Origin of the sequence: Ancrocorticia populi, assembly GCF_003123745.1 — a bacterium.
In the GTDB taxonomy this organism is placed as follows: Bacteria; Actinomycetota; Actinomycetes; order Actinomycetales; family Actinomycetaceae; genus Ancrocorticia; species Ancrocorticia populi.
Window position 1 is genome coordinate 33,284 of sequence record NZ_QETB01000006.1, and the last position, 19,502, is coordinate 52,785.

The window sequence follows — 19,502 nt, forward strand, 5'->3', positions numbered from 1 at the left end:
CGATTAGAAAGCCGACTTATCATGGCGCGACTGCTCTACCGATTGGGACGATTCTCTGCAAAGCGAGCGTGGGCAGTCCTTGCTACATGGCTCGTGCTCCTTGCCGCAGCAGGCGGAGCATTCGCGGTTGGGTTTAAGGGGCTAGTCGATAGTTTTGACATTCCGGATACCGCATCCGGAGACATCGTGGCAGAACTTGAGGAGAAGCTTCCCGACTTCAGTGGCGCCTCGGGAACGGTGGTCTTCCACAGTTCTGATGGCGAGGCGCTAAGCGACGAACAGCAGGCAGAGATCAGCGAGGTTGTAACTGGGATCGAAGAGCTGCCGAATGTGGCCTCCGTGGTGGATCCGTTCTCCACCGAAAAAACACGGACCGCTCAAGCCGGGCTAATGGAGCAAGGTGCTTCCCAGATTGCCGAGGGACAGGCGGAAATCGATGCCCAGCGCGAGCAACTTGAAGCGGCCGGTTATCCCACGGATGAGCTCGATGAAGCCCAATTTCAGCTAGATGCCCAAACCCACCAGTTGGAGGTAGGCGAGGAGCTTCTTGGCATGGCGGAGGGCTACCACGTGGTCTCCTCGGATGGATCCGCTGCCATCGTCAACTTGTCATTCGACGAATCGCTGATGGACCTGCCTAGCGAGTCCAAGGATGCGCTCATCGATTATTTGGACGAACACGCCGTTGAGGGTGTTCAGGCCGATGTTTCGAATGAGATCGCTCAGGGGATCCCGGAGATCTTCGGAATCAATGAGGTCATTGGCGTTGTTGCCGCGGGGATCGTACTCATCGTGGTGCTTGGATCGTGGTTGGCTGCCACATTCCCGATTGTCACCGCCGTGACCGGTGTGGGGGTCGGAACGCTCGCCGCGCTTTCCCTCTCCGGAACAATTCAGATGACGTCTGTGACTCCCGTGTTTGGTGTGATGCTCGGCCTTGCCGTGGGCATCGACTACTCGCTCTTCATTCTTAACAGGCATCGCCGCCAGCTCATGGCGGGTAAGGACGTGCGCGATTCGATCGGGTTGGCTAACGGCACCGCGGGAACGGCCGTCATCTTCGCGGCCGCAACTGTGATCGTGGCGCTCCTTGCTCTAAACGTGACGGGTATTCCGTTCCTCGGGCTTATGGGAAGCGTGGGCGCGTTCAGCGTCCTGATTGCCGCCCTGCTCGCCGTAACGGCAACCCCGGCTCTGCTGGGGCTCGTGGGCGAGCGCATCCTGGGCAAGAAGGCTCGGGCGAAGCTCGCTGCTAGGCGTGATGGTACGGCCGAACCGCGCAAGAGCTCGCCTGCGCGCCCCATTCCCACCGTTAAGGCGGTTCTCCGCACGCTCGTTGGCATCGTAGTACTTGCCGTGATTGCGATCCCGGCACTCTCCATGCGGCTGGGGTTGCCTGCGGGCGATTCACAGCCCGAGGATTCGACGGCCCACCGTGCCTACACCGTCACTGAGGAGCAGTTCGGAGCGGGAGCGAACTCCGCACTGGTGGTTACCGCAGATCTTCCGGAGGGCTTGGATGATGCAGAGATGCTGGACACCCAGTTGTCCATCGCTAAGGTTCTCTATGAACAGGACGGTGTTGTGGCCGTAGCGCCGGTCGCTACCTCTGAGGACGGCCAGCTCACGGCCTTCCAGGTTCTGCCCGCGGGTGGGCCGAATGATGAATCGACGGCCGATCTTGTCCATAACCTCCGTGATCTGCCCGCGGTAGATGGCCAGTATGAGCTTGGAGTTGCCGGGCAGGCCGCCATCAACATCGATATCGCACAGGGGCTTTCGGATGCACTGCCTCTCTATCTCGCGGTGGTTGTGGGCCTCTCGGTTATTATCATGATCGTGGTGTTCCGCTCGCTGCTCGTGCCGCTTGTGGCAACGCTCGGATTCGTGCTCTCCCTGTTTGCCACCTACGGTGTGATCACCGCAGTGTTCCAGTGGGGCTGGCTCTCGGCCATCTTTGGCGTGTCCAACCCGGCGCCGCTGCTGTGCTTCCTGCCGATCATTCTGGTAGGGATCCTGTTCGGCCTCGCGATGGACTACCAGCTCTTCTTAGCCACGGGAATGCGCGAAGCGTACGTGGAAGGTTCACCGGCCAAGGTGGCAGTGTCCACCGGCTACCGGTCCGGCCGTAGAGTTGTCACGGCCGCGGCCCTCATCATGATCTGCGTGTTCGCCAGCTTCGTGGCCTCGGATGACTCGATGATTAAATCCATCGGTCTAGGCTTAGCGGTTGGCGTGCTGCTGGACGCCTTCGTAGTGCGTATGTGGATCATGCCAGCGGCGATGAGCTTGCTCGGTGAGTCTGCTTGGTGGCTGCCGCGGTGGCTTGACCGTATTCTGCCGCACGTGGATGTTGAGGGCTCCCAGCTCGAAGGTAACGATCTATCCGGAACCCTCAACGTCTAGGAGCACCTAGGCTCGGGGCGTGACCCGCAAAAGGCCTTCGCCCTGAGCCACCTCACCGGCAGCGGCCTGCTCGACGCCCACGAACTGCGCCTGATTGGTAATCGTGATTGGCGTAATGGGGGAGAAGCCGGCTCCAACGATGGCCTGCGTATCGAAGGTGATGAGAGTCTGCCCGGCGCTCACGCGCTCGCCCTGAGCAACAGCAATCGTGAAGCCCTTGCCCTGCATGTTAATCGTATCGATCCCCACGTGGATGAGCAGCTCAACTCCGGAGTCAAGCCGGAGACCCACGCCGTGCCCTGTGGGGAAGGCAAGCAGCACTTCTCCGTCATCGGGAGCCACAACCGTACGTGAGGTGGGATCAATGCCCACGCCGGCCCCCAACCCACCGCTTGAGAAATCTCCATCGGGAATTTCCGCAAGCGGAATGACCTTACCGGCGAGCGGCGAAGCCACCTCGATGGTGTTCGCCGGCTCACCGGCTTGCGGATCGTTGTTCTTATCTGTGAGTGCCATGACCTCTCCTGATTGAAATACTCCTAAGTTGAGTATTTCACGAGCGGGAGGGTTCCGCATGACGGACGGCGCACATTCTCCTGTTAGCTTGCCGATGCCTTCGCAATCGATTCGATCGATTCGCCCAAGAGCCCGTCGAATTCCTCTGGGCTCATTGACTCGGTGAGTCCCTCAGTGAGTGCGCGAGAGAAGCTGGCGATGAGCCCATGATTCGCGGACAGCTTCGCGTTGGCTTCCTCCCGGCTGTAGCCGCCAGAGAGCGCCACCACGCGCAGGACCGCAGGATTGTCTATGAGCGGAGCGTACAGATCGTCCACGCTGGGGATGGTTAGCTTGAACATGATCGGCAAATCGAAGTGCTCTGTTGTTAGGTGTTTGAAGATCTCCTTCATCAGGATTTCTTCGGCAGCTTCCTTGTCCGCTGCATTAATATCCACCTCAGGCTCCAAGATTGGAACTAGCCCGGCGCTCGCGATTTGGGCGCCAAGTTTGAACTGCTGATCCACGTTCGCTGCTATTCCCTCGGGATTGGCCTCAGCAATGAACGAGCGCATCTTGGTTCCAAAGATGTGGGCTTCATTGGCCCGTTCCAAGAGATCACCGAGCCCGGGATTGGGCTTCATGAGCCGCACCCCGTCCGTGGTATCTGCAAGGCCCTTATCCACCTTGAGAATGGGCAGGATCCCCTTCTCTTCCCACAGATAGTCGGCTGCGGGTTTCCCGGCAAACTCGCGGTCCATCGTATTCTCAAAGAGAATGGCACCAAGAATGTGGTCGCCGCTGAACGCCGGGCTCGTCACGATTCGCTCACGCATCGCGTGAACCAGATCGAACATCTCGGCGTCGTTGGTATACCGGGTTTCGTCAATTCCATAGAGTTTGAGGGCACGAGGTGTGCTTCCGCCGCTCTGGTCAAGCGCAGCGATAGAACCTTGCCCTGCACTCATACGTTCAAGTTGTGTGTTGAGCATGTCTCCTCCTAGGTGACAGAACTCACTCTACTCCTCTTAATTTCGCCCGATCAATGATGACGGCTAGCTCCACGGAATTGGCTGCGCCTACCGTGCGGCGAGCCCGCGACAACAGCTTCTTCACGTTGCTCGGGGAGTTATACATCTGTGCGGCAATCTGGTCATACGTCTTGCCCTGAGCGAGAAACTCCGCCGCTTTCCGTTCATCCTCGTGAAGCTCGCGCACGAGTTCGCGAGCTTCCAGCACTTCAGAATCCTCGTGCACTAGGTGATTCATCAGGTGTTTGGTCACGTCCGGGGACGCGACTGCCTCACCTTCGTGGGCCTTGATGATGCTCGAAACAAGCACGTTAGCGGCCTGCGCCTTAATGAGGTATCCATCGGCGCCAGCGGCAAGAGCCTGACGGATATTGCGATCGTCGCCGAATGCGGTCAAGGCGAGCACCTTGGGCGGCTCAATGCCGTGAGTTATGGTACGGATGGCGTCTGCACCCGAGACCTCCCCGGGCATCTGCAAGTCCATGAGAACTACATCTGGCCGTACTTCTCTGACCAGTGAGACGGCTTCGGCCCCGCTAGCGGCAATGCCTACGATCTGGACCCGATAATCACTCGCTTCATCGATGGAACTGCCTCGCCCGATAAGGTCCGCGAGGTAGCTGAGAACAAATTGGTCATCATCAACCAAAATCACGCGCAGGGTGGTACTCACACGATTATTCTACGGCAGGCTCATCGGGCCACGGCACGCTAATAGACAGTTTGAATGTCCCGTTCTCCCGCGAGGTTTTTATTGTTCCGCCAAGAAGGCGTGCGCGCTCATCAAGCCCAATGAGTCCCTGATGAGCTCCATCTGCATATTCCTGATCGTCGCTGTACGTGTTGGAGGCGGCGAACGCGACGCCTTCGCCCGGCCCGCCCTGAATGGACAGCGCCATCCGTTGGTCATTGGAGTGACGCAGCGCGTTAGTCAGTGCCTCCCGGGTGAAGCGGTGTAGAGCCTGCTGGAGCTCACTCGGCGCATCTTGGTAGGAGTTGAGAACTATGAGGCAGGGGCTCACGGTCAGACCGGAGGCCTGCGCATCCTCGATAACGTCCACGAGGTCGCGCTGATTGCCGTATGAGCCCACCGCGCTGCTGGCTTCTTCGGTGGACCCGTATCGGATCGAAGTGAGGATGCCGCGCAAATCTGTCATTGCCTTCGATGCGTTGGACTGGAGAGTGACAGCCTCTGGCGTATTGATGGTGGCGGCTTGCAGAGCGATCGAAGAGAGCCGGGTTGCCAACGTATCGTGGACTTCTCGCGCGAGGTTCTCCCGCTCCCGCTGGCGCGCAAGTTCGGTATCGAGCTCCATTTGGCTTTCCTTGACTGCGGCGGTGGCATGGCTGACGTGCCGGCGGCTCCGAACCATGGTTGCAACTATGGCCGGGACGGCGAGTGCGCCAGTGACAATCGCCATGAGGATAACCGTGCCGAATTCTGCATCCGCTGCGTCCCAGCGTGCAAGCGCAAGCCAATGAACCACTGCGTTGGCAAGGATTGCCACGATACAGGCGTAGGCCACGACCCACTCACGCCGCTCGCGGGCCCGAACCATCCACACGGTGAGTCCAATCGCTAGCACGTAAGGATCACCTAGAACCAAGGCAGTGTTGATACCTCCCACAATCAAAAGAGCCTGCGGCTGGCTGCGGTAGAGCGGGATGAGGAACAATGCGGCGTACCCAATGAACATCCGGATGGCTCCCTGATCGGATAAGACATCGGAGTCTGACATGTTGGCGGGCCAGGTGTTCGCATAGAGGGTTGTGACAATCCCACCGAACAGCATCATGAGCACGATGCCAACCCAGCGGCGCAGTGAAACGGACATGCCCCAATTCTAGAGAGGCACTCCCACATCTTTGCGGTCCAGATAGTGCCTGATCGGGTACAGATTCGGCCCTTTCCCCAGCACTTCGGGTGAACGGCGCTGCCTAGTGTGGAAGAGACCCTACTTCACCTATTTCGAAGGATCAATCGTGAGTACACCTACGGAGAAAAAGAAGCCACTCTACAAGCGCTGGTGGTTCATCGTTCTGGCCATCGCCATCATCGGTGGTGTGGCTGCCTCAATGGGAGGTGGCGATTCGGCGGATCAAACAGCCGATCAAACGGCGAGTTCCGAAAGCTCCACGGCCCAGCAGGAAATTGTGGCCGGGATCAGCGATGTTGTTACCTCCGGCGATTTTGAGATTGTTGTGAGTGGCCTAGGGGAGCGAACCGAAACGATCGGTGATGAGTATTTCCAGGAGGAGGCTCAAGGCGAATACATTCCCGTGAGCTTGTCCCTGACCAATACGGGGAGTGAATCGGCCTATGTTTCGGACGGAGACATCAAACTGGTGTCCGGTGAAACCACGTATTCGAGCGATACGGGCGCCATCATGTACGCGGATGATGCTTTTGCTTTCGAGGAGATCAACCCTGGAAATACGCTGAGCGGCACGCTCTACTTTGACGTTCCAGCGGGCACCGAGGTGGACAGCCTGACCTTTAGCGGTGGCCTCTTCGATACGGATGCGGTCATAAAACTCAACTAAGTGCTGCCTTCTACATCTTGTAAGCTTCAGATGTGGGGAAGATTCTTCTGGTTGTGGCCGCCCTCCTGATTATTGGAGGTATTCTCGGCTTTATTGTTGACCGGCGCCGTTTGCGCAACGTTGTGTTTGTCCTGTTCGGCTTGGGCATCGGCCTGATTGGTTTGCTTCTTTATAACGACGACGGGCGAGGGGTCTCTGGACCCCTCGCCATCGTTCTGCTCATCATGGTCATCGGACCAATAATCGGATATCCGATCCTCACGGTGTTCCTTTTAGCCAACGGTGTGATGATGATCCTCCGTGAGCGGCGTAGCTTGGGTAATCTCTTGTCACTGTTTCTCGGTATTGTGTTGGCAGGATTGCCGATTGCTTCCGTCGTCGCCGTTAATAAACTCGACAACAAAGCCGGAGGTATGGTTTTAACCGGAATCTTCGGAATCGCGGTGTATTTTGGCTTCTGTTTTCTAGTTGTCTTACTTGCTTCCTTCGCCTACCGGAGGATCCCAATGACGCTGCGGGGCAAATATGTGATTGTGCTGGGATCGGGACTCAAGGGGGATAAGGTTCCACCTCTCCTGGCCGCGCGTCTGGATATGGCGATGGCCGTGGCGAACCAGCAAGAACCGCCAGCCACAATCATTCCGAGTGGCGGCAAGGGAACCGACGAACAGATCAGCGAAGCCGAGGGCATGGCCCGCTATCTACACAATCACGGGATCGACGAGTCGCGAATTCTCCTAGAGGATCAAGCTCGGACTACGCAAGAAAACCTCATCAACTCGCGAGCTCTGTTACCAGCGCCAGATACGCACGTGATCGTGGCAACCAACAGCTATCACGTCTTCCGGGCCGCAATGCTCACCCGTCAACTGAAGATGGATGCTCAGGTGGTGGGATCGAAGACGGCCGCCTACTACGTACCGAGCGCGTTTCTACGCGAGTTCGCCGCCATGATGGTGCAGTTTGCCGGCCCGAACATGGTCATGCTCAGTGCGTGGACGGCGATGGTAGTTTCAGTGCTCGTGATCCTCTAGTCTGTGATCTCCTGTCCCAGTAGGGTTGTGAGACGCTCCGTGTCTTCGGCGGTCCACCCATAAGGTGGAAGAATACTTGCCCACGCAACCGCGGGTTCCTGCGCAAAATTGTGGCCCTGACCCGGGGTATCGAGCGCGTAGAGCTGATCGATGCCCACCTGAATCATCGTGACTCCGGGGATCCAGATCATCTGGTCTGGGATGTGGGGGCCGCGCTGGCTGGCCCTCAGCCAATCGGGCTTGCTGAGCGTGAGTGAGGCATCGAACCACGTGACGGGATCATTATCATGTTGCAGGTACCCGATGCGGGGCGGCTGCCATGTTTTATTGCCGGGCCAAGCCGAGCCATCGGCCGAGAATCGGATATCCGATCCCTGATTATAGGTGGGAAGGAAGGCGGGCGAATCTTCGTCACGGTTTTCCACGAAAGTCTGCCAATTTGGGTTCATGCCCGCCGGGCCCACGTAGAGCCCGCCGTCGGTGCGGTTCGCCAAATCCTGTGCAGAGTTGAACACGCTCTCGGAGCCAAATGATCCGAGGCTTTCGCCGGATACCACGAGGCGTGGCCGTTCGTCTTCCGGGAGGGTATTCCAGTGGGCATAGACGGCCTCGAAAAGTGCCGTTGCGGCCTCGGGTGCCTGATGCCCGGCTGCTAGATAGGACACCCAGCTGGGAAGATATGAGTACTGGATCGTGACGGTGGCGGTGTCGCCTGCCCACATATACTCAAGTGCTTGAACCTGATTCTCGTTGAGCCAGCCGCGCCCCGTGGACATAGCGACGTTGAGTACGGAGCGATCGAATCCTCCCATGTTGTCTAGTTCATCGACGGCAAGCTGGGCTTGCTCCTCGGGTGAAAGATCGCCTAGGCCAACGTATGCGCGGATCGGCTGCACGCTCTCTTCCCCGGTGAAGTCCGCGATTTGTTCCGTGGTGGGGGCGTTTAGAACGAACTTCCGGCCGAACTCACCGAGGGACTCCCAGGAGGAGTGGGAATCCGGGTTTCCCGATAGCTCAGGGAGTGTGGGAGCCTCCTTATCCAGATAGGTTTCCTCGTTAAGAGTTGAGAATATCTGGTTGGTATATCGGGCCACGTTATCCACGATGAACCCGTTTGTGAAACCTACAACGAGCCAGACGGATAGGAAGGCGCCGATCAGCGCGCTCGCTCTTTTGGGAAGGTAGCGGTTGAGGAAGTGCCCAAAGGAGAGCATAAGGCGCTTGACCGCACGCGAGAGAATTAGAACAAGGCCGAATAACAGCGCGGCGACTAAGATCCAGATGGGGATGAACCCAATATTCGTGCGGCCAATGCCGATAAGATCGCGCAGATCTTGCTGCCAGAGGTAGGAGAGCACGATCATGACGAGGCTCACGGCCGCGCAGATGCCAAGAAGAATCCTCTTGAAGCGGGTGCTGAACGTAATGCCGGCGAACACCCAGGTGAGCAAAGCTCCAAGCGCGTAACCCAGAAGTGCCGCCAGTGCGGTGACAACCCCTTGGAACAGGGCAGGACGGGGTAGCAGAGACGGCGTGAGGGAGAACCACACGAAAAGAAGCGCGATCAGCCCCGGGAAGAAGGGGAGGACGTAGGGCTTCAGTACCGGAAATCTAGACACGGCATAAATCGTACTGTCCCGGTGGAGAATACAGGGGATTTAGTTAGGGTGGAAACATGAGTGTTTGCGTCAGTGATGTCATGGCCGCCATGGAGCGCCTGTTCCCGCCCGAAACCGCCGAATCGTGGGATCACGTGGGCCTGTCCGTGGGGGTTCCGGGTGCTCCCGTGCGCACGGTTGGATTCGCCGTGGATCCCTGCGAGGCCACCGTGAACGAAGCAATATCCCGTGGAGCGGACATGCTGATCACGCATCATCCGCTGTACCTGCGCGGAACCCACAGCGTGGCGGCAACAACCGCGAAAGGATCGTGGACCAGTCGGCTCATCAAGTCTGACGTGGCACTCTATTCGGCACATACGAACGCCGATGTGGCCGCCTCAACCGTGGCGCTCGCGGACCTGCTGGGCGTGCACTTGGAACGGGCCTTGGATGAGGAGACGGGAATCGGGGGAGTAGGGGCAATCGTGCCGGTCAGTTTGGCTGACTTCGGGCAGGCCGTTGCCGATGTTCTTCCCGAGGTTCCCGCGGGGGTTCTCGTGGGAGGGGATCCCGAGCGCGTGATCAAGCGGGTCGCGATCTGTTCCGGATCGGGGGATTCGCTGCTCGATGCGGCGAATATGGCGGGCGCGGATGTATACCTGACAGCGGACCTGCGGCATCATCCGGCAACCGATCACCTGTGGAATGGAGGCTGTGCCCTTGTGAGCGCGACTCACTGGGCAACGGAGTGGCCACTGTTGAGCATCATGGCCGAGAGGCTCGTGGGCGAGCTAGGGGACTCCGTGGACATCTATATCTCCGACATTCCCACAGACGCGTGGTTCGCGCGGCTGTAAGAACTCGATTCGTGCATCAGGTCACAGATTCGGTAGGCTTCGAACATGGCAACAGCACCAGCAGCAGACCAGCTCAAACTTCTAGAAGTCGCGGAGTTTGATTCACAGATCGCCCGGCTTGAGCGAGACAATGTGAAGCATCCCCTACGCGAAAAGCTGGCGGCGCTGATGAATGCGATCGCCGCGCGCGGGCGTGAGAAGGACAGCGCGGTGGCGGCCGTAGGAGCTGCAGAGAAGGCGCTGGAAGAAGCCGAGGCAGTCTGCCAAGGATTTCAGGCCCAGATTTCCGATAAGGAAGCCAAACTGAACTCTGGTGAAGGCCTCACATCCCGCGATCTCGTTGCATTACAAGACGAAATCGCGGGACTGAGAGCCCTGCTTGCCGATGCCTCAGACAAGGAATTCGAAACCCTAGATAACCTTGAGCAGTGCAACGATCGGGTGGAGAAGATCGACGCGCAGGCTCGCGAGCTTCACGACGAGCTACTCAAGGATCGCAGCGAACTCGAAGACGCTGTAGGCGAGATTCAGGGGCAGCAAGAGGATCTGCGAGCCCAACGGGCCACGATCTTTGATCCTCTTCACGAGGATCTGAAAAGGATCTATCAGCATTCCCGCGAATCGGGCGGCTATGCGGTGCTGGCGATGCACGCCAACGGCGCAACCGATGGCGGCATCCACCTTTCGCCCGTGGAGGTAGCCCAGATTCGCGGCCTCGATCCGGACCAGATCTACCTCTCCGAGGATTACGACGCGATCATCGTTCGCCTAGACAACTAGCGCCTGTTCTCCAAGCACGGCCCGAGCCGTGAGCATACCGCCCGAAAGCGATGCGGTATCGAACCCCGCCGCGGCGAGAACCCTATTGGCGATGTGGGAGCGAACGCCGGACTGACACAGCACTCGCACCGGGCGGCTGGCGGCTGCCTCCGTGACTTCATCGAGGCGGGTACGCAGTTCCGTGTGGGGAATGTTGAGTGTCCCCGGTAGGTGCCCGGAGGAGTATTCGCCCACTGACCGCACATCGAGGATCAGTGCGCGATCTTTCCATTGCTCCCATTCTTCGGCGTACCAGAGCTTGAGAACGCCATCCATGACGTTGGATCCGGCCATGCCCACCATGTTGATCGGGTCCTTGGCGCTGCCGTAAGGGGGAGCGTAGGCCAAATCAAGATCGATAAGGTCCTCGACCTTCATCCCGGCACGGATTGCCGTAGCCAACACGTCGATCCGCTTGTCCACCCCGTCCTTGCCCACTGCCTGAGCGCCGAGTAGGAGTCCGTCGCTCTTGCGGAGGTGGACTATGAGGTGTATCTGCTCCGTACCAGGGAAGTATCCGGCGTGCTGGCCGGGGTGCAGATGCAATGTGTGGAATTTGATTCCTGCCTGAGCTAGGGAGGCACGGTTGGCGCCCGTCATTGCAGCTGTGAGACCGCCAACTCTGACAATCGCCGTTCCTAGCGGGGTGGGGATGGGGTGGGCAGATCCTGGGCGCAAGATGGCATCGGCTATTTGGCGTCCGGCTCTATTTGCGGGTCCGGCGAGTGCGACCGGGCGCCGCGCGCCCGTCACCGCGTCAATGGAGATGGTGGCGTCTCCCGCGGCATAAACGTCAGGTAGGTTGGTGCGGCCGTGCTCATCCACGATCATCGCGCCGCGCTCACACGTTACCCCGGAGGCCTCGAAGGCGGCGGTGTCCGGGCGCACTCCCGTTGAGAGAACAATGATGTCCGCGTCCAACTGCGTGCCGTCCGAGAGAAGCACCGTGTCGGACGATTGGCCGGGCGTAATCTCTTGGGCTGAAACGCCAGCGTGTACCGAAATGCCGAGGCGTTCCAGCTCAGCTGTAACAAGAGAGGCCATCTCCTGCTCCAGAGGCGGTAGCACGTGGCTGGCGAATTCTACGATGCTTGTGCTCAACCCCTGTAGAGCCAGCGCCTCGGCCGCCTCGAGGCCAATGAATCCTGCACCGAGTACCACGGCGCGCTGGCTTCCGTTGCCCACCGCTTCGCGGAGGGCAACGGCGTCGTCGACCCTACGAAGCGTGCGAACGCGCGTGGAATCATCCAATCCTGTGATCGGAGGGCGGGAGGCCACAGCTCCAGGAGCCAGAATGAGGGAGTCATACGCGATCTCCTCGGACCGTCCGTTCGTTTCGACCCTCACTGTTTTTCTCGCCGGATCAATCGCGGTGACATTGTGTCGTGTGCGCACGTCAAGATTGAGAGAAGCCTTCAGCGATGTTGGGGTCTGTACCAAGAGGCTGGACTGATCTTCGATTTCTCCGCCCACATAGTAGGGAAGGCCGCAGTTGGCGAATGAAACGTGTTCGCCTCGTTCAAGGACGATGATTTGGGCGTCCTCGGAGAGCCTACGGGCCCGCGCGGCGGCACTCATGCCAGCGGCCACGCCGCCAACGATCACAATTCGCATGTCTACTTTGCCTTCTGGAAAATACGTCCGAACAGGTTTTGCTGCTTTGGGTGATCGCCCGGGCACCACTGTGAGGCTGGAACGGATTTCTTCACCTGATCAATGTGTTGGCCGCACCCGGCCCAAGTTGTCTTTCCACAGGTCTTGCACGTTACTGCGCGGCACATACGACGCTCCTTTAGCGACTGTTAAATACTACCGGGGGTATACTATCAGATATACTGCGGGGAGTATCAATCGGGTGGGGAGCAGAGGGAGTAAAGATGGAAGAAGCAATTGGGATTCAGCATGATCCCGAGGCAACGCGCAAGATTGTCAATAGGCTGAAGCGCGCAAACGGGCAGCTGACCGGCGTGATCCGACTGATCGACGAGGGTGGCAACTGCCGCGACGTGGTTCAGCAGATCGCCGCGATTTCCAAGGCGGTGGATCGGGCCGGGTATCTTGTGATCGCCACCGCGATGCGTGAGTGCGTCTTGAGCGAAGACGATTCCGCGGAGAGCCAGAAAGAGCTGGAGAAGATCTTCCTCTCACTCGCCTAGACGGCGGGGACCAGCGTGAGATGGTGGCGGTTTCCCTTCACCTCTACTGAAACATCGCCGAGTGTGCGGGCAACGTCCGCCACCTCGTCGCTCTTAGCGTCAAGCAGAGCTCGGGTCAATAGACCGCGATAGTGCTTGGCCATATGAGTGATCACCTTTCCCGTGTGGTCACGAACTCGAACGTCCCACCAAACGCCCGGAGGGTTCCAGATCTGGTAGGCGCCCGAGCGCATATCCACGGTGGCGCCGGATGAAGCCGCTTCGAGGACAGGATGGTCCTTGAGCTGCCCGCGCCAGAAGGTTTTGAGCGGACCAGCCTTTGGGAGTGACACGTTCATCGAGCATCTGTAGGAGGGGATCATATCCGTTCCGGCGGTGGCTCCAAACAGTCCAGAAAAGATCGTGACGGCATCATCGCTCCCCAGCCGGGCCGCCTCGTACAGAACCCCGGTATACACCTGGTATGCGGGGGCGCAGGGGAGATCGCCAAGGTGGCGTTGGGCCTCGACCTCGGGGAGTGTGCGTTCCCCTGCCTTCAAGATGGCTAGGCTGTCAGGTCTAGCGCTTACGGCGCTGAGTTCGCGGGCGATCGCTTCGCGTGGGCCGGTGAGCTCCGGGTAGGACAGTGAGACGAGGTCTAGAGTGGGCCCCGAGACCGGCGCTGATTTGCCCTCGGAGGGTGGAAGGAGAATATGCACGGCGTCCATTCTAATCGGGTGGGGTAAGGGTGCTACCATTGCAGGGCGAATGAGCTGGCTAGGCGGCCGCGTGGTGCGTGAAAGCGCGCCCCGAGGAACGTCCGGGCTCCACAGGGAACGGTGGTGGGTAACGCCCACCCGAGGTGACTCGCGGGAAAGCGCCACAGAAAACAGACCGCTTCGGGCAGTGTTCGGAGTAAGGGTGAAACGGCGGTGTAAGAGACCACCGCGTCTCAGGTGACTGAGGCGGCACGGCAAGCCCCACCGGGAGCAAGGTCGCACAGCGCACGTAGGCGTCCCGTTTAGTGCGTGGGTGGACTGCTAGAGCCATGCGGCAACGTATGGCGTAGATGGATGGCCGCCGCCGCGAAAGCGGCACAGAACCCGGCGTATCGGCCAGCTCATTCGCTCTTTTTGGACTTCTTTGCCTTCTTCAGGTTCTTCTTATCCGAGCGGATTTGCTTCCGGGCCTTCTTGATTGCCTTCTTCGTCTCGCGATCCAGAGTAAACGTGCCAGCATCTACGGCAGCCAAGAGCGCGGATCCCACAATCCCGGCCGTGTTCTGCAGCTCGGCGGGCACGATAGGGGCACGCGTTTCGATCAGCGGCAAGAACTTATCAGCCTTCTTTGAGATGCCGCCGCCCACGATAAAGACGTCCGGGGAAAACAGCATCTCTAGGTGGGAGAAGTAACGTTGAAGGCGTGAAGCCCAGCGCCGCCAGCCCAGGTTCTCACGCTCGAATACGCCGGAGGATGCGTGGGTTTCTGCATCGCGTCCGTCAAGCTCTAGGTGGCCAAGCTCCGTGTTGGGAACCAACACGCCGTCCATGACAAGGACAGAGCCGATGCCAGTACCAAGGGTGAGCACAATAACTAATCCGTCGTATCCGGAGGCCGCCCCGTAATGGACCTCGGCGAAACCGGCCGCGTCGGCGTCGTTCACAACGAACACCGGACGGTCTAGGTATCCGGAGAAGAGGGACAGCACGTCACGATCCTTCCACTCGGGATCGAGGTTGGCGATCATCGGGGCCACCCCGTGGAGTATCGGAGCGGGAAAATCAATGCCGATGGGAACGCTGGCTGGCACATCGAAGCGGTCCACCAGCTTCTTCACGGCTGCGGCTACGGCCTCTGGCGTGGCAGGTTGAGGAGTTGGGATCCGGTAGCGGTCCGTGGCGAACTCGCCAGATAGGAGGTTGACGTAAGCACCTTTGATGCCGGAGCCGCCAATATCGATACCAAATCCAAGCTGCTCTGCCATGGTGGTCCTTTACAGGTGTGGGGCCAAATTCTCGTTGCTGGGCAGCGTCAGAATTTCTGCGCCATCCTTGGTTACAACCAGTGTGTGCTCCCATTGTGCCGTACGCGAGCGATCCTTGGTGACCACTGTCCAATCGTCATCCCACTGGTCCCACGCGATATCGCCCAGAGTGAGCATTGGTTCGATGGTGAACACCATCCCCGGTTCAATGATCGTGGCGTAGCTGGGCGCTGCATCGTAATGCGGAACGATGAGGCCCGAATGGAAGGCCTCACCCACGCCGTGCCCGGTGAAGTCCTCAACCACGCCGTACTCAAAGCGCTTGGCGTAGGATTCGATGACGCGCCCAATCACGTTGATTTGCCGGCCCGGCTTGACTGCCTTGATACCACGCATCATGGCATTCTTCGTCCGCTCGGCAAGCAGCCGGGACTCCTCGTCCACCTCGCCCACCATGAACATCGCGTTGGTATCGCCGTGCACGCCGTCTTTGTAGGCGGTCACGTCAAGATTGATGAAATCTCCCTCGCGCAGCACGGTCGAATCGGGGATGCCGTGGCAGATGACCTCGTTGATTGAGGTACAGATGGACTTGGGAAAGCCCATGTAGTCCAAGCAGGATGGGTAGGCGCCGTGATCGCACATGTACTCGTGAGCGATTCGGTCCAGTTCGTCCGTGGTGATGCCCGGCTTAACTGCAGCTCCGGCCGCATACATGGCATCCGCGGCGATCCGTCCGGCCGCGCGGATCTTTTCGATCGTTTCGGCGTCCTTAATGTCGGAGGCCGTCACCACCTCGGGTCCGTCGTGGAAGAGATACTCTGGGCGATCAATCGATTTGGGGACCGCCCGCTTTGGGGTGAGTTTTCCAGGAACTAGGGTGCCTCTTGGGGCGCGATCAGCCAACATAGCTGCCATTGTAGGATGCTGGCACAGCCGGGCGAAATGCGGACGGGAGAATGAGGCGGAATGTACTGTGTTGCCATGGGCGAACAGTACTACTTCAACACTCGGACCGGGCGCGTTGAGCGCGGCAAACAGTCAGGCTGGCAGGACCGTATGGGGCCCTATGCCAGCGCCGATGAGGCGCGCAAGGCCTACGAGATTGCGCGCGAACGGAACGCGCGGGCCGATGAAGCAGAAAAGAAATGGGAAGAGGCGTGGGACGATCAGAACGAATGAGATTCGTCTGGGAACGCCCTAGACTTGACCGCTTCGCTATAGCTTGTTGCCGCGTCGCGTAGCGCCGCACCTACGGCCCCGAATTGCTTTGAGAACGACGGCGACCAGCCGGTCATTCCCGCCATATCCGTCCATACCAGTACTTGGCCATCGCAGTGATCGCCAGCACCAATACCAATGGTGGGGATCTCCAGAATCTTGGTGATCTTGCCAGCAACCCGGGCCGGGACCATCTCTAGGACAACGCCGGATGCTCCGGCCTCTTGGACGGCAACTGCATCGTCGATCACGGCAGCGGCTGCCTCCTCTCCACGTCCCTGAACGCGGGGCCCGCCCAGTCGATGCTCAGACTGCGGGGTGAATCCGATATGGCCGATCACCGGGATGCCTGCGTCAGTAATCGCCTTGACCGTGGCCGCTTGGCGCACGCCGCCTTCCAGCTTGACGGCCTGAGCTCCCGCCTTGATGAGCTGGACCGCGGAGGAGACTGCTTGTGTAGGGGATTCCTCATATGCGCCGAACGGAAGGTCTGCCACTACGAAGGCGCGGTGGGCGCCACGGCTCACGGCACCGGTGGCCATGAGCATCTCGTCAAGGGTGACCTTGATAGTGGAGCCATAGCCCAAGAGCGTGTTCCCGAAGGAATCCCCGACCAATAGCATGTCAATAGCTGCGTTATCGAAGATCTGTGCCGTCACTGCGTCGTAGCAGGTGAGCATAGTGATTGGCTCGGACCGCTCCTTCATCTGAGTGAGGTGATGCAGGCGTACTCGCTGGGGTCTGTTGGAACCGGACATTGTTCTCCTTCGCAAACTTGTCACTATCTTAAGGCAGCGATGCCGCTATGCTGAACAAAGCATCCGATCAACACAGGAGGAGGCGGCCCATGCGCGAGATAATTTCCTACTTTGCCGTAACCTCCGCAGAGTTCTGGGTGGGGATCACCCTCATTGTCTTGGCGCTCGCGGTGCTGTTGCTGGCCGTGCGCCCAGAATCCGAATATGCGGATCTTCCTCGCGGAGAGTTTCCCAGTCCCGGAGAATCGCATCCCACCCGGCACGTCAGTGGCGGCGATCCGCCGGTGCGCGTACTCCCACCGAACATGAGGCCACAAGATGGCGCTTTGATCATGCGTGAGGCACCTCGAGATGAGATAGCGATTTCGGCCCTGTTGGATCTCGCTAGCCGCGGTTTTATCGAACTTGTGGAATATCGCTATTTGCCCAAGGCCACTCCCTCGATCATCATCGTGTTTCTGCGCGGACCCGATGAGACATGTAATACCGAGGAGCGAACCTTCCTTGATCTCATATCGGTTCCTGGGCGGGCGGAGAATCCGCCATATGCGAAGTCTCATCCGTTCGATGAGCGCAGGTTTCGTGCCACTCTTGAAGATCTTGGGTTCCCGCCTGTTGGCGTGCCAGTTGCAAGGCTCTCAGGTACCCGCAGATCAGTAGGTGAAAAGCTTGTTGGTACGGTGACGAAACGGGTGAGTTCGGACTACCACTGGCTACGCTCCGGGCGCGAGAGCTTAGCCTCCGCGGGAATCCTCGAACTTTTGGGAGGATTCGCGGCAACAATTCTGACAATAATCCTGATGTTGGCAGGCTCGCTCAGACCGTTCTGGGTGATTGTGTCCGTGCTCCTCATGGTTATTGGGGCAGCAACCATTCTGGGTGCCTCAGTGCGTACCACCGACGGTTCTGTGGCACGAGACCAAGCCCGAGGATTCCGGCGGTATCTGATTGAGACGCCGCTGGACGCTTCGATCGGCGAGATTGCCGGTTACGGCGCGTGGGCGGTGGCGCTCGATTGCATCGACGGATGGGTTCAGAGCCTAGAACGGCTCAGTGTTGTCCAGCAGGTAGACGTGGCCGAATCCGTCCCGTCTCTGATTCGGACGTCCGAACCACTCACCAGCTGGAATCAGGTGGGAGAGTTCTTATCCCTCTTGCTGAACCGGCTTCATGCAGATCCTGAAAGCGACGATACGAAATCGCCGTCCGTGTACGTGAGCTGGCAGGACATCCGTGTTGAGTAGTATGTAATACAGAGCATAAGGAGTGCCGTGGATCGTCAACAAGAATATGTACTACGCACCATCGAAGAGAAGGGTGTGCGATTCGTCCGGCTCTGGTTCACAGATGTAGTTGGCAAACTCAAATCTGTGGCGATCGCGCCGGCCGAATTGGAGAAGGCATTCGAGGAAGGAATCGGCTTTGACGGTTCCTCGATCCAAGGACTCACTCGTGTTTACGAGGCGGATATGCTCGCCCGTCCAGACGCAGCAACCTTCCAGCTCCTACCGTGGCGCGGAACGGACTATCCGGTGGCACGAATGTTTTGTGACATCACCACGCGCGACGATGAGCCAGCGCGAACGGATCCGCGGAATATCCTCAAGCGAGCACTCGAGAGCGCGGCCGATATGGGCTTTACCTGTTACGTTCACCCGGAGGTTGAGTTCTATCTCTTCCAACAGGAATCTGATCCTGAGAAGATCCCGGTTCCGATCGATTCTGCCTCCTACTTCGATCACGTTACGCGCTCAACGGCCCATGATTTCCGGCGGGACGCCATTTTGAATCTTGAAGAGATGGGCATCTCCGTGGAGTTCTCCCATCACGAGGCGGGCCCGGGCCAGAACGAAATCGATCTGCACTACTCGGACGCGCTTTCGATGGCGGACAACCTCATGACGTTCAAGGCAGTGATTGAAGAGATCGCTGTGCGCCAGGGTGTCCAAGCATCGTTCATGCCGAAGCCGCTCGGAAACGTCCCAGGCTCGGGTATGCACACACATATTTCGCTGTTTGAGGGCGAGCGAAACGCGTTTGCTGATCCCACGGGACCCTACGGGCTCTCAAAGACAGGGCGGCAGTTTATGGCGGGCCTGCTTCGCCACGCTCGGGAAATCACCGCAGTCACGAATCAGCACGTCAACTCATATAAGCGTCTGTGGGGAGGGGACGAGGCTCCGTCGTACGTGTGTTGGGGACCTAACAACCGATCTGCTCTAATTCGCGTCCCGTACTACAAACCCGAAAAGTCGCAATCAGCACGTCTGGAGTACCGTGCGATCGATTCCTCGGCGAACCCCTACCTCGCCTTCGCTGCAATGATTCGCGCGGGGCTCGCGGGAATCGCGGGGGATTATGAACTCCCTGAGCAGGCCGATACGGACGTCAGCTTGATGAGCACCATGGAACGCCAGATCCTCGGCATAGAATCGTTGCCTGAATCGCTCAGCCAGGCGTTGCGGGTTATGCGGGAATCCGAGCTCATGGCGGAAGGCTTGGGAGAGGATTGCTTCGCCTACTTCCTTCGGGAAAAGAAGCACGAATGGCGCGAATACTCCACACAGATAACCACCGAGGAGCGCCGCCGCTTCCTAGCCACATTCTAGGGAGATTC

Annotated in this window: 19 protein-coding genes and 1 other RNA gene; 10 read left to right on the forward strand and 10 right to left on the reverse strand. The window is 59.0% G+C overall.

What is annotated here, in order from left to right; translation table 11 throughout:
* The first annotated feature begins 21 nt into the window (after positions 1 to 21).
* Entirely contained in the window at positions 22 to 2,406 is a 2,385-nt protein-coding gene (locus DD236_RS10680) for an MMPL family transporter (protein ID WP_109094391.1), read from the forward strand.
* A gap of 6 nt (positions 2,407 to 2,412) precedes the next feature.
* On the opposite strand, the gene DD236_RS10685 is transcribed toward DD236_RS10680, so the two are convergent.
* The 4 genes from DD236_RS10685 to DD236_RS10700 form a co-directional block, all read right to left on the reverse strand.
* Positions 2,413 to 2,922: a PTS sugar transporter subunit IIA gene (locus DD236_RS10685; protein ID WP_165819902.1), complete on the reverse strand. Its 510-nt coding sequence runs from the start codon at positions 2,920 to 2,922 to the stop codon at positions 2,413 to 2,415.
* An 83-nt stretch (positions 2,923 to 3,005) separates the two neighbouring features.
* Entirely contained in the window at positions 3,006 to 3,893 is an 888-nt protein-coding gene (locus DD236_RS10690) for a fructose bisphosphate aldolase (RefSeq protein WP_109094393.1), read from the reverse strand.
* A gap of 22 nt (positions 3,894 to 3,915) precedes the next feature.
* Positions 3,916 to 4,605, reverse strand: a complete 690-nt coding sequence (locus DD236_RS10695) for a response regulator transcription factor (protein ID WP_109094394.1) — start codon at positions 4,603 to 4,605, stop codon at positions 3,916 to 3,918.
* A gap of 4 nt (positions 4,606 to 4,609) precedes the next feature.
* Entirely contained in the window at positions 4,610 to 5,767 is a 1,158-nt protein-coding gene (locus DD236_RS10700; protein WP_109094395.1) for a sensor histidine kinase, read from the reverse strand.
* Positions 5,768 to 5,915: 148 nt separating this feature from the next.
* On the opposite strand from DD236_RS10700, the gene DD236_RS10705 reads away from it, so the two are divergent.
* Both DD236_RS10705 and DD236_RS10710 read left to right on the forward strand, forming a co-directional pair.
* Positions 5,916 to 6,476, forward strand: coding sequence for a DUF4352 domain-containing protein (locus DD236_RS10705; RefSeq protein WP_109094396.1), 561 nt, complete (start codon positions 5,916 to 5,918; stop codon positions 6,474 to 6,476).
* 32 nt (positions 6,477 to 6,508) lie between these two features.
* Positions 6,509 to 7,510: a YdcF family protein gene (locus tag DD236_RS10710; protein ID WP_109094397.1), complete on the forward strand. Its 1,002-nt coding sequence runs from the start codon at positions 6,509 to 6,511 to the stop codon at positions 7,508 to 7,510.
* Here DD236_RS10710 and DD236_RS10715 read toward each other — a convergent pair.
* Positions 7,507 to 9,129: an alpha/beta hydrolase gene (locus DD236_RS10715; RefSeq protein WP_109094398.1), complete on the reverse strand. Its 1,623-nt coding sequence runs from the start codon at positions 9,127 to 9,129 to the stop codon at positions 7,507 to 7,509. The genes DD236_RS10710 and DD236_RS10715 overlap by 4 nt on opposite strands.
* Positions 9,130 to 9,185: 56 nt before the next feature.
* Between DD236_RS10715 and DD236_RS10720 the strand changes: the two genes are divergently transcribed.
* Together DD236_RS10720 and DD236_RS10725 are read left to right on the forward strand one after the other, a co-directional pair.
* Entirely contained in the window at positions 9,186 to 9,968 is a 783-nt protein-coding gene (locus DD236_RS10720) for a Nif3-like dinuclear metal center hexameric protein (RefSeq protein WP_109094399.1), read from the forward strand.
* A 45-nt stretch (positions 9,969 to 10,013) separates the two neighbouring features.
* A complete protein-coding gene (locus tag DD236_RS10725) occupies positions 10,014 to 10,748 on the forward strand; it encodes a zinc ribbon domain-containing protein (protein ID WP_109094400.1) in 735 nt (244 codons plus the stop codon).
* On the opposite strand, the gene DD236_RS10730 is transcribed toward DD236_RS10725, so the two are convergent.
* The gene (locus DD236_RS10730) at positions 10,737 to 12,401 is read right to left on the reverse strand and encodes an FAD-dependent oxidoreductase (protein ID WP_109094401.1); all 1,665 of its coding nucleotides are present in this window, start codon (positions 12,399 to 12,401) and stop codon (positions 10,737 to 10,739) included. The genes DD236_RS10725 and DD236_RS10730 overlap by 12 nt on opposite strands.
* Before the next feature lie 263 nt (positions 12,402 to 12,664).
* Here DD236_RS10730 and DD236_RS10735 point away from each other — a divergent pair, with 263 nt between their 5' ends.
* Positions 12,665 to 12,943: a metal-sensitive transcriptional regulator gene (locus tag DD236_RS10735; protein ID WP_109094402.1), complete on the forward strand. Its 279-nt coding sequence runs from the start codon at positions 12,665 to 12,667 to the stop codon at positions 12,941 to 12,943.
* Here DD236_RS10735 and DD236_RS10740 read toward each other — a convergent pair.
* Positions 12,940 to 13,641 carry a YaaA family protein gene (locus DD236_RS10740; protein WP_165819903.1) on the reverse strand — a complete coding sequence of 234 codons (702 nt, stop codon included), beginning with the start codon at positions 13,639 to 13,641 and terminating at the stop codon, positions 12,940 to 12,942. The genes DD236_RS10735 and DD236_RS10740 overlap by 4 nt on opposite strands.
* A 50-nt stretch (positions 13,642 to 13,691) precedes the next feature.
* On the opposite strand from DD236_RS10740, the gene rnpB reads away from it, so the two are divergent.
* An RNA gene (rnpB, locus tag DD236_RS10745) (RNase P RNA component class A) lies at positions 13,692 to 14,049 on the forward strand.
* On the opposite strand, the gene ppgK is transcribed toward rnpB, so the two are convergent.
* Together ppgK and map are read right to left on the reverse strand one after the other, a co-directional pair.
* Positions 14,043 to 14,906 (reverse strand): polyphosphate--glucose phosphotransferase, encoded by an 864-nt coding sequence (gene ppgK, locus DD236_RS10750; protein ID WP_109094404.1) that lies wholly within the window; start codon positions 14,904 to 14,906, stop codon positions 14,043 to 14,045. The genes rnpB and ppgK overlap by 7 nt on opposite strands.
* Before the next feature lie 9 nt (positions 14,907 to 14,915).
* Positions 14,916 to 15,824 (reverse strand): type I methionyl aminopeptidase, encoded by a 909-nt coding sequence (gene map / locus DD236_RS10755; protein ID WP_109094405.1) that lies wholly within the window; start codon positions 15,822 to 15,824, stop codon positions 14,916 to 14,918.
* A 66-nt stretch (positions 15,825 to 15,890) separates the two neighbouring features.
* On the opposite strand from map, the gene DD236_RS10760 reads away from it, so the two are divergent.
* The gene (locus tag DD236_RS10760) at positions 15,891 to 16,088 is read left to right on the forward strand and encodes a hypothetical protein (protein ID WP_109094514.1); all 198 of its coding nucleotides are present in this window, start codon (positions 15,891 to 15,893) and stop codon (positions 16,086 to 16,088) included.
* Here DD236_RS10760 and panB read toward each other — a convergent pair.
* Positions 16,076 to 16,885 carry a 3-methyl-2-oxobutanoate hydroxymethyltransferase gene (gene panB / locus DD236_RS10765; RefSeq protein ID WP_109094406.1) on the reverse strand — a complete coding sequence of 270 codons (810 nt, stop codon included), beginning with the start codon at positions 16,883 to 16,885 and terminating at the stop codon, positions 16,076 to 16,078. The genes DD236_RS10760 and panB overlap by 13 nt on opposite strands.
* A gap of 89 nt (positions 16,886 to 16,974) precedes the next feature.
* Between panB and DD236_RS10770 the strand changes: the two genes are divergently transcribed.
* Together DD236_RS10770 and glnA are read left to right on the forward strand one after the other, a co-directional pair.
* Positions 16,975 to 18,129, forward strand: a complete 1,155-nt coding sequence (locus DD236_RS10770) for a DUF2207 family protein (protein ID WP_165819904.1) — start codon at positions 16,975 to 16,977, stop codon at positions 18,127 to 18,129.
* A gap of 27 nt (positions 18,130 to 18,156) precedes the next feature.
* Positions 18,157 to 19,494, forward strand: a complete 1,338-nt coding sequence (gene glnA / locus DD236_RS10775; protein WP_109094408.1) for a type I glutamate--ammonia ligase — start codon at positions 18,157 to 18,159, stop codon at positions 19,492 to 19,494.
* Positions 19,495 to 19,502: the final 8 nt, after the last annotated feature.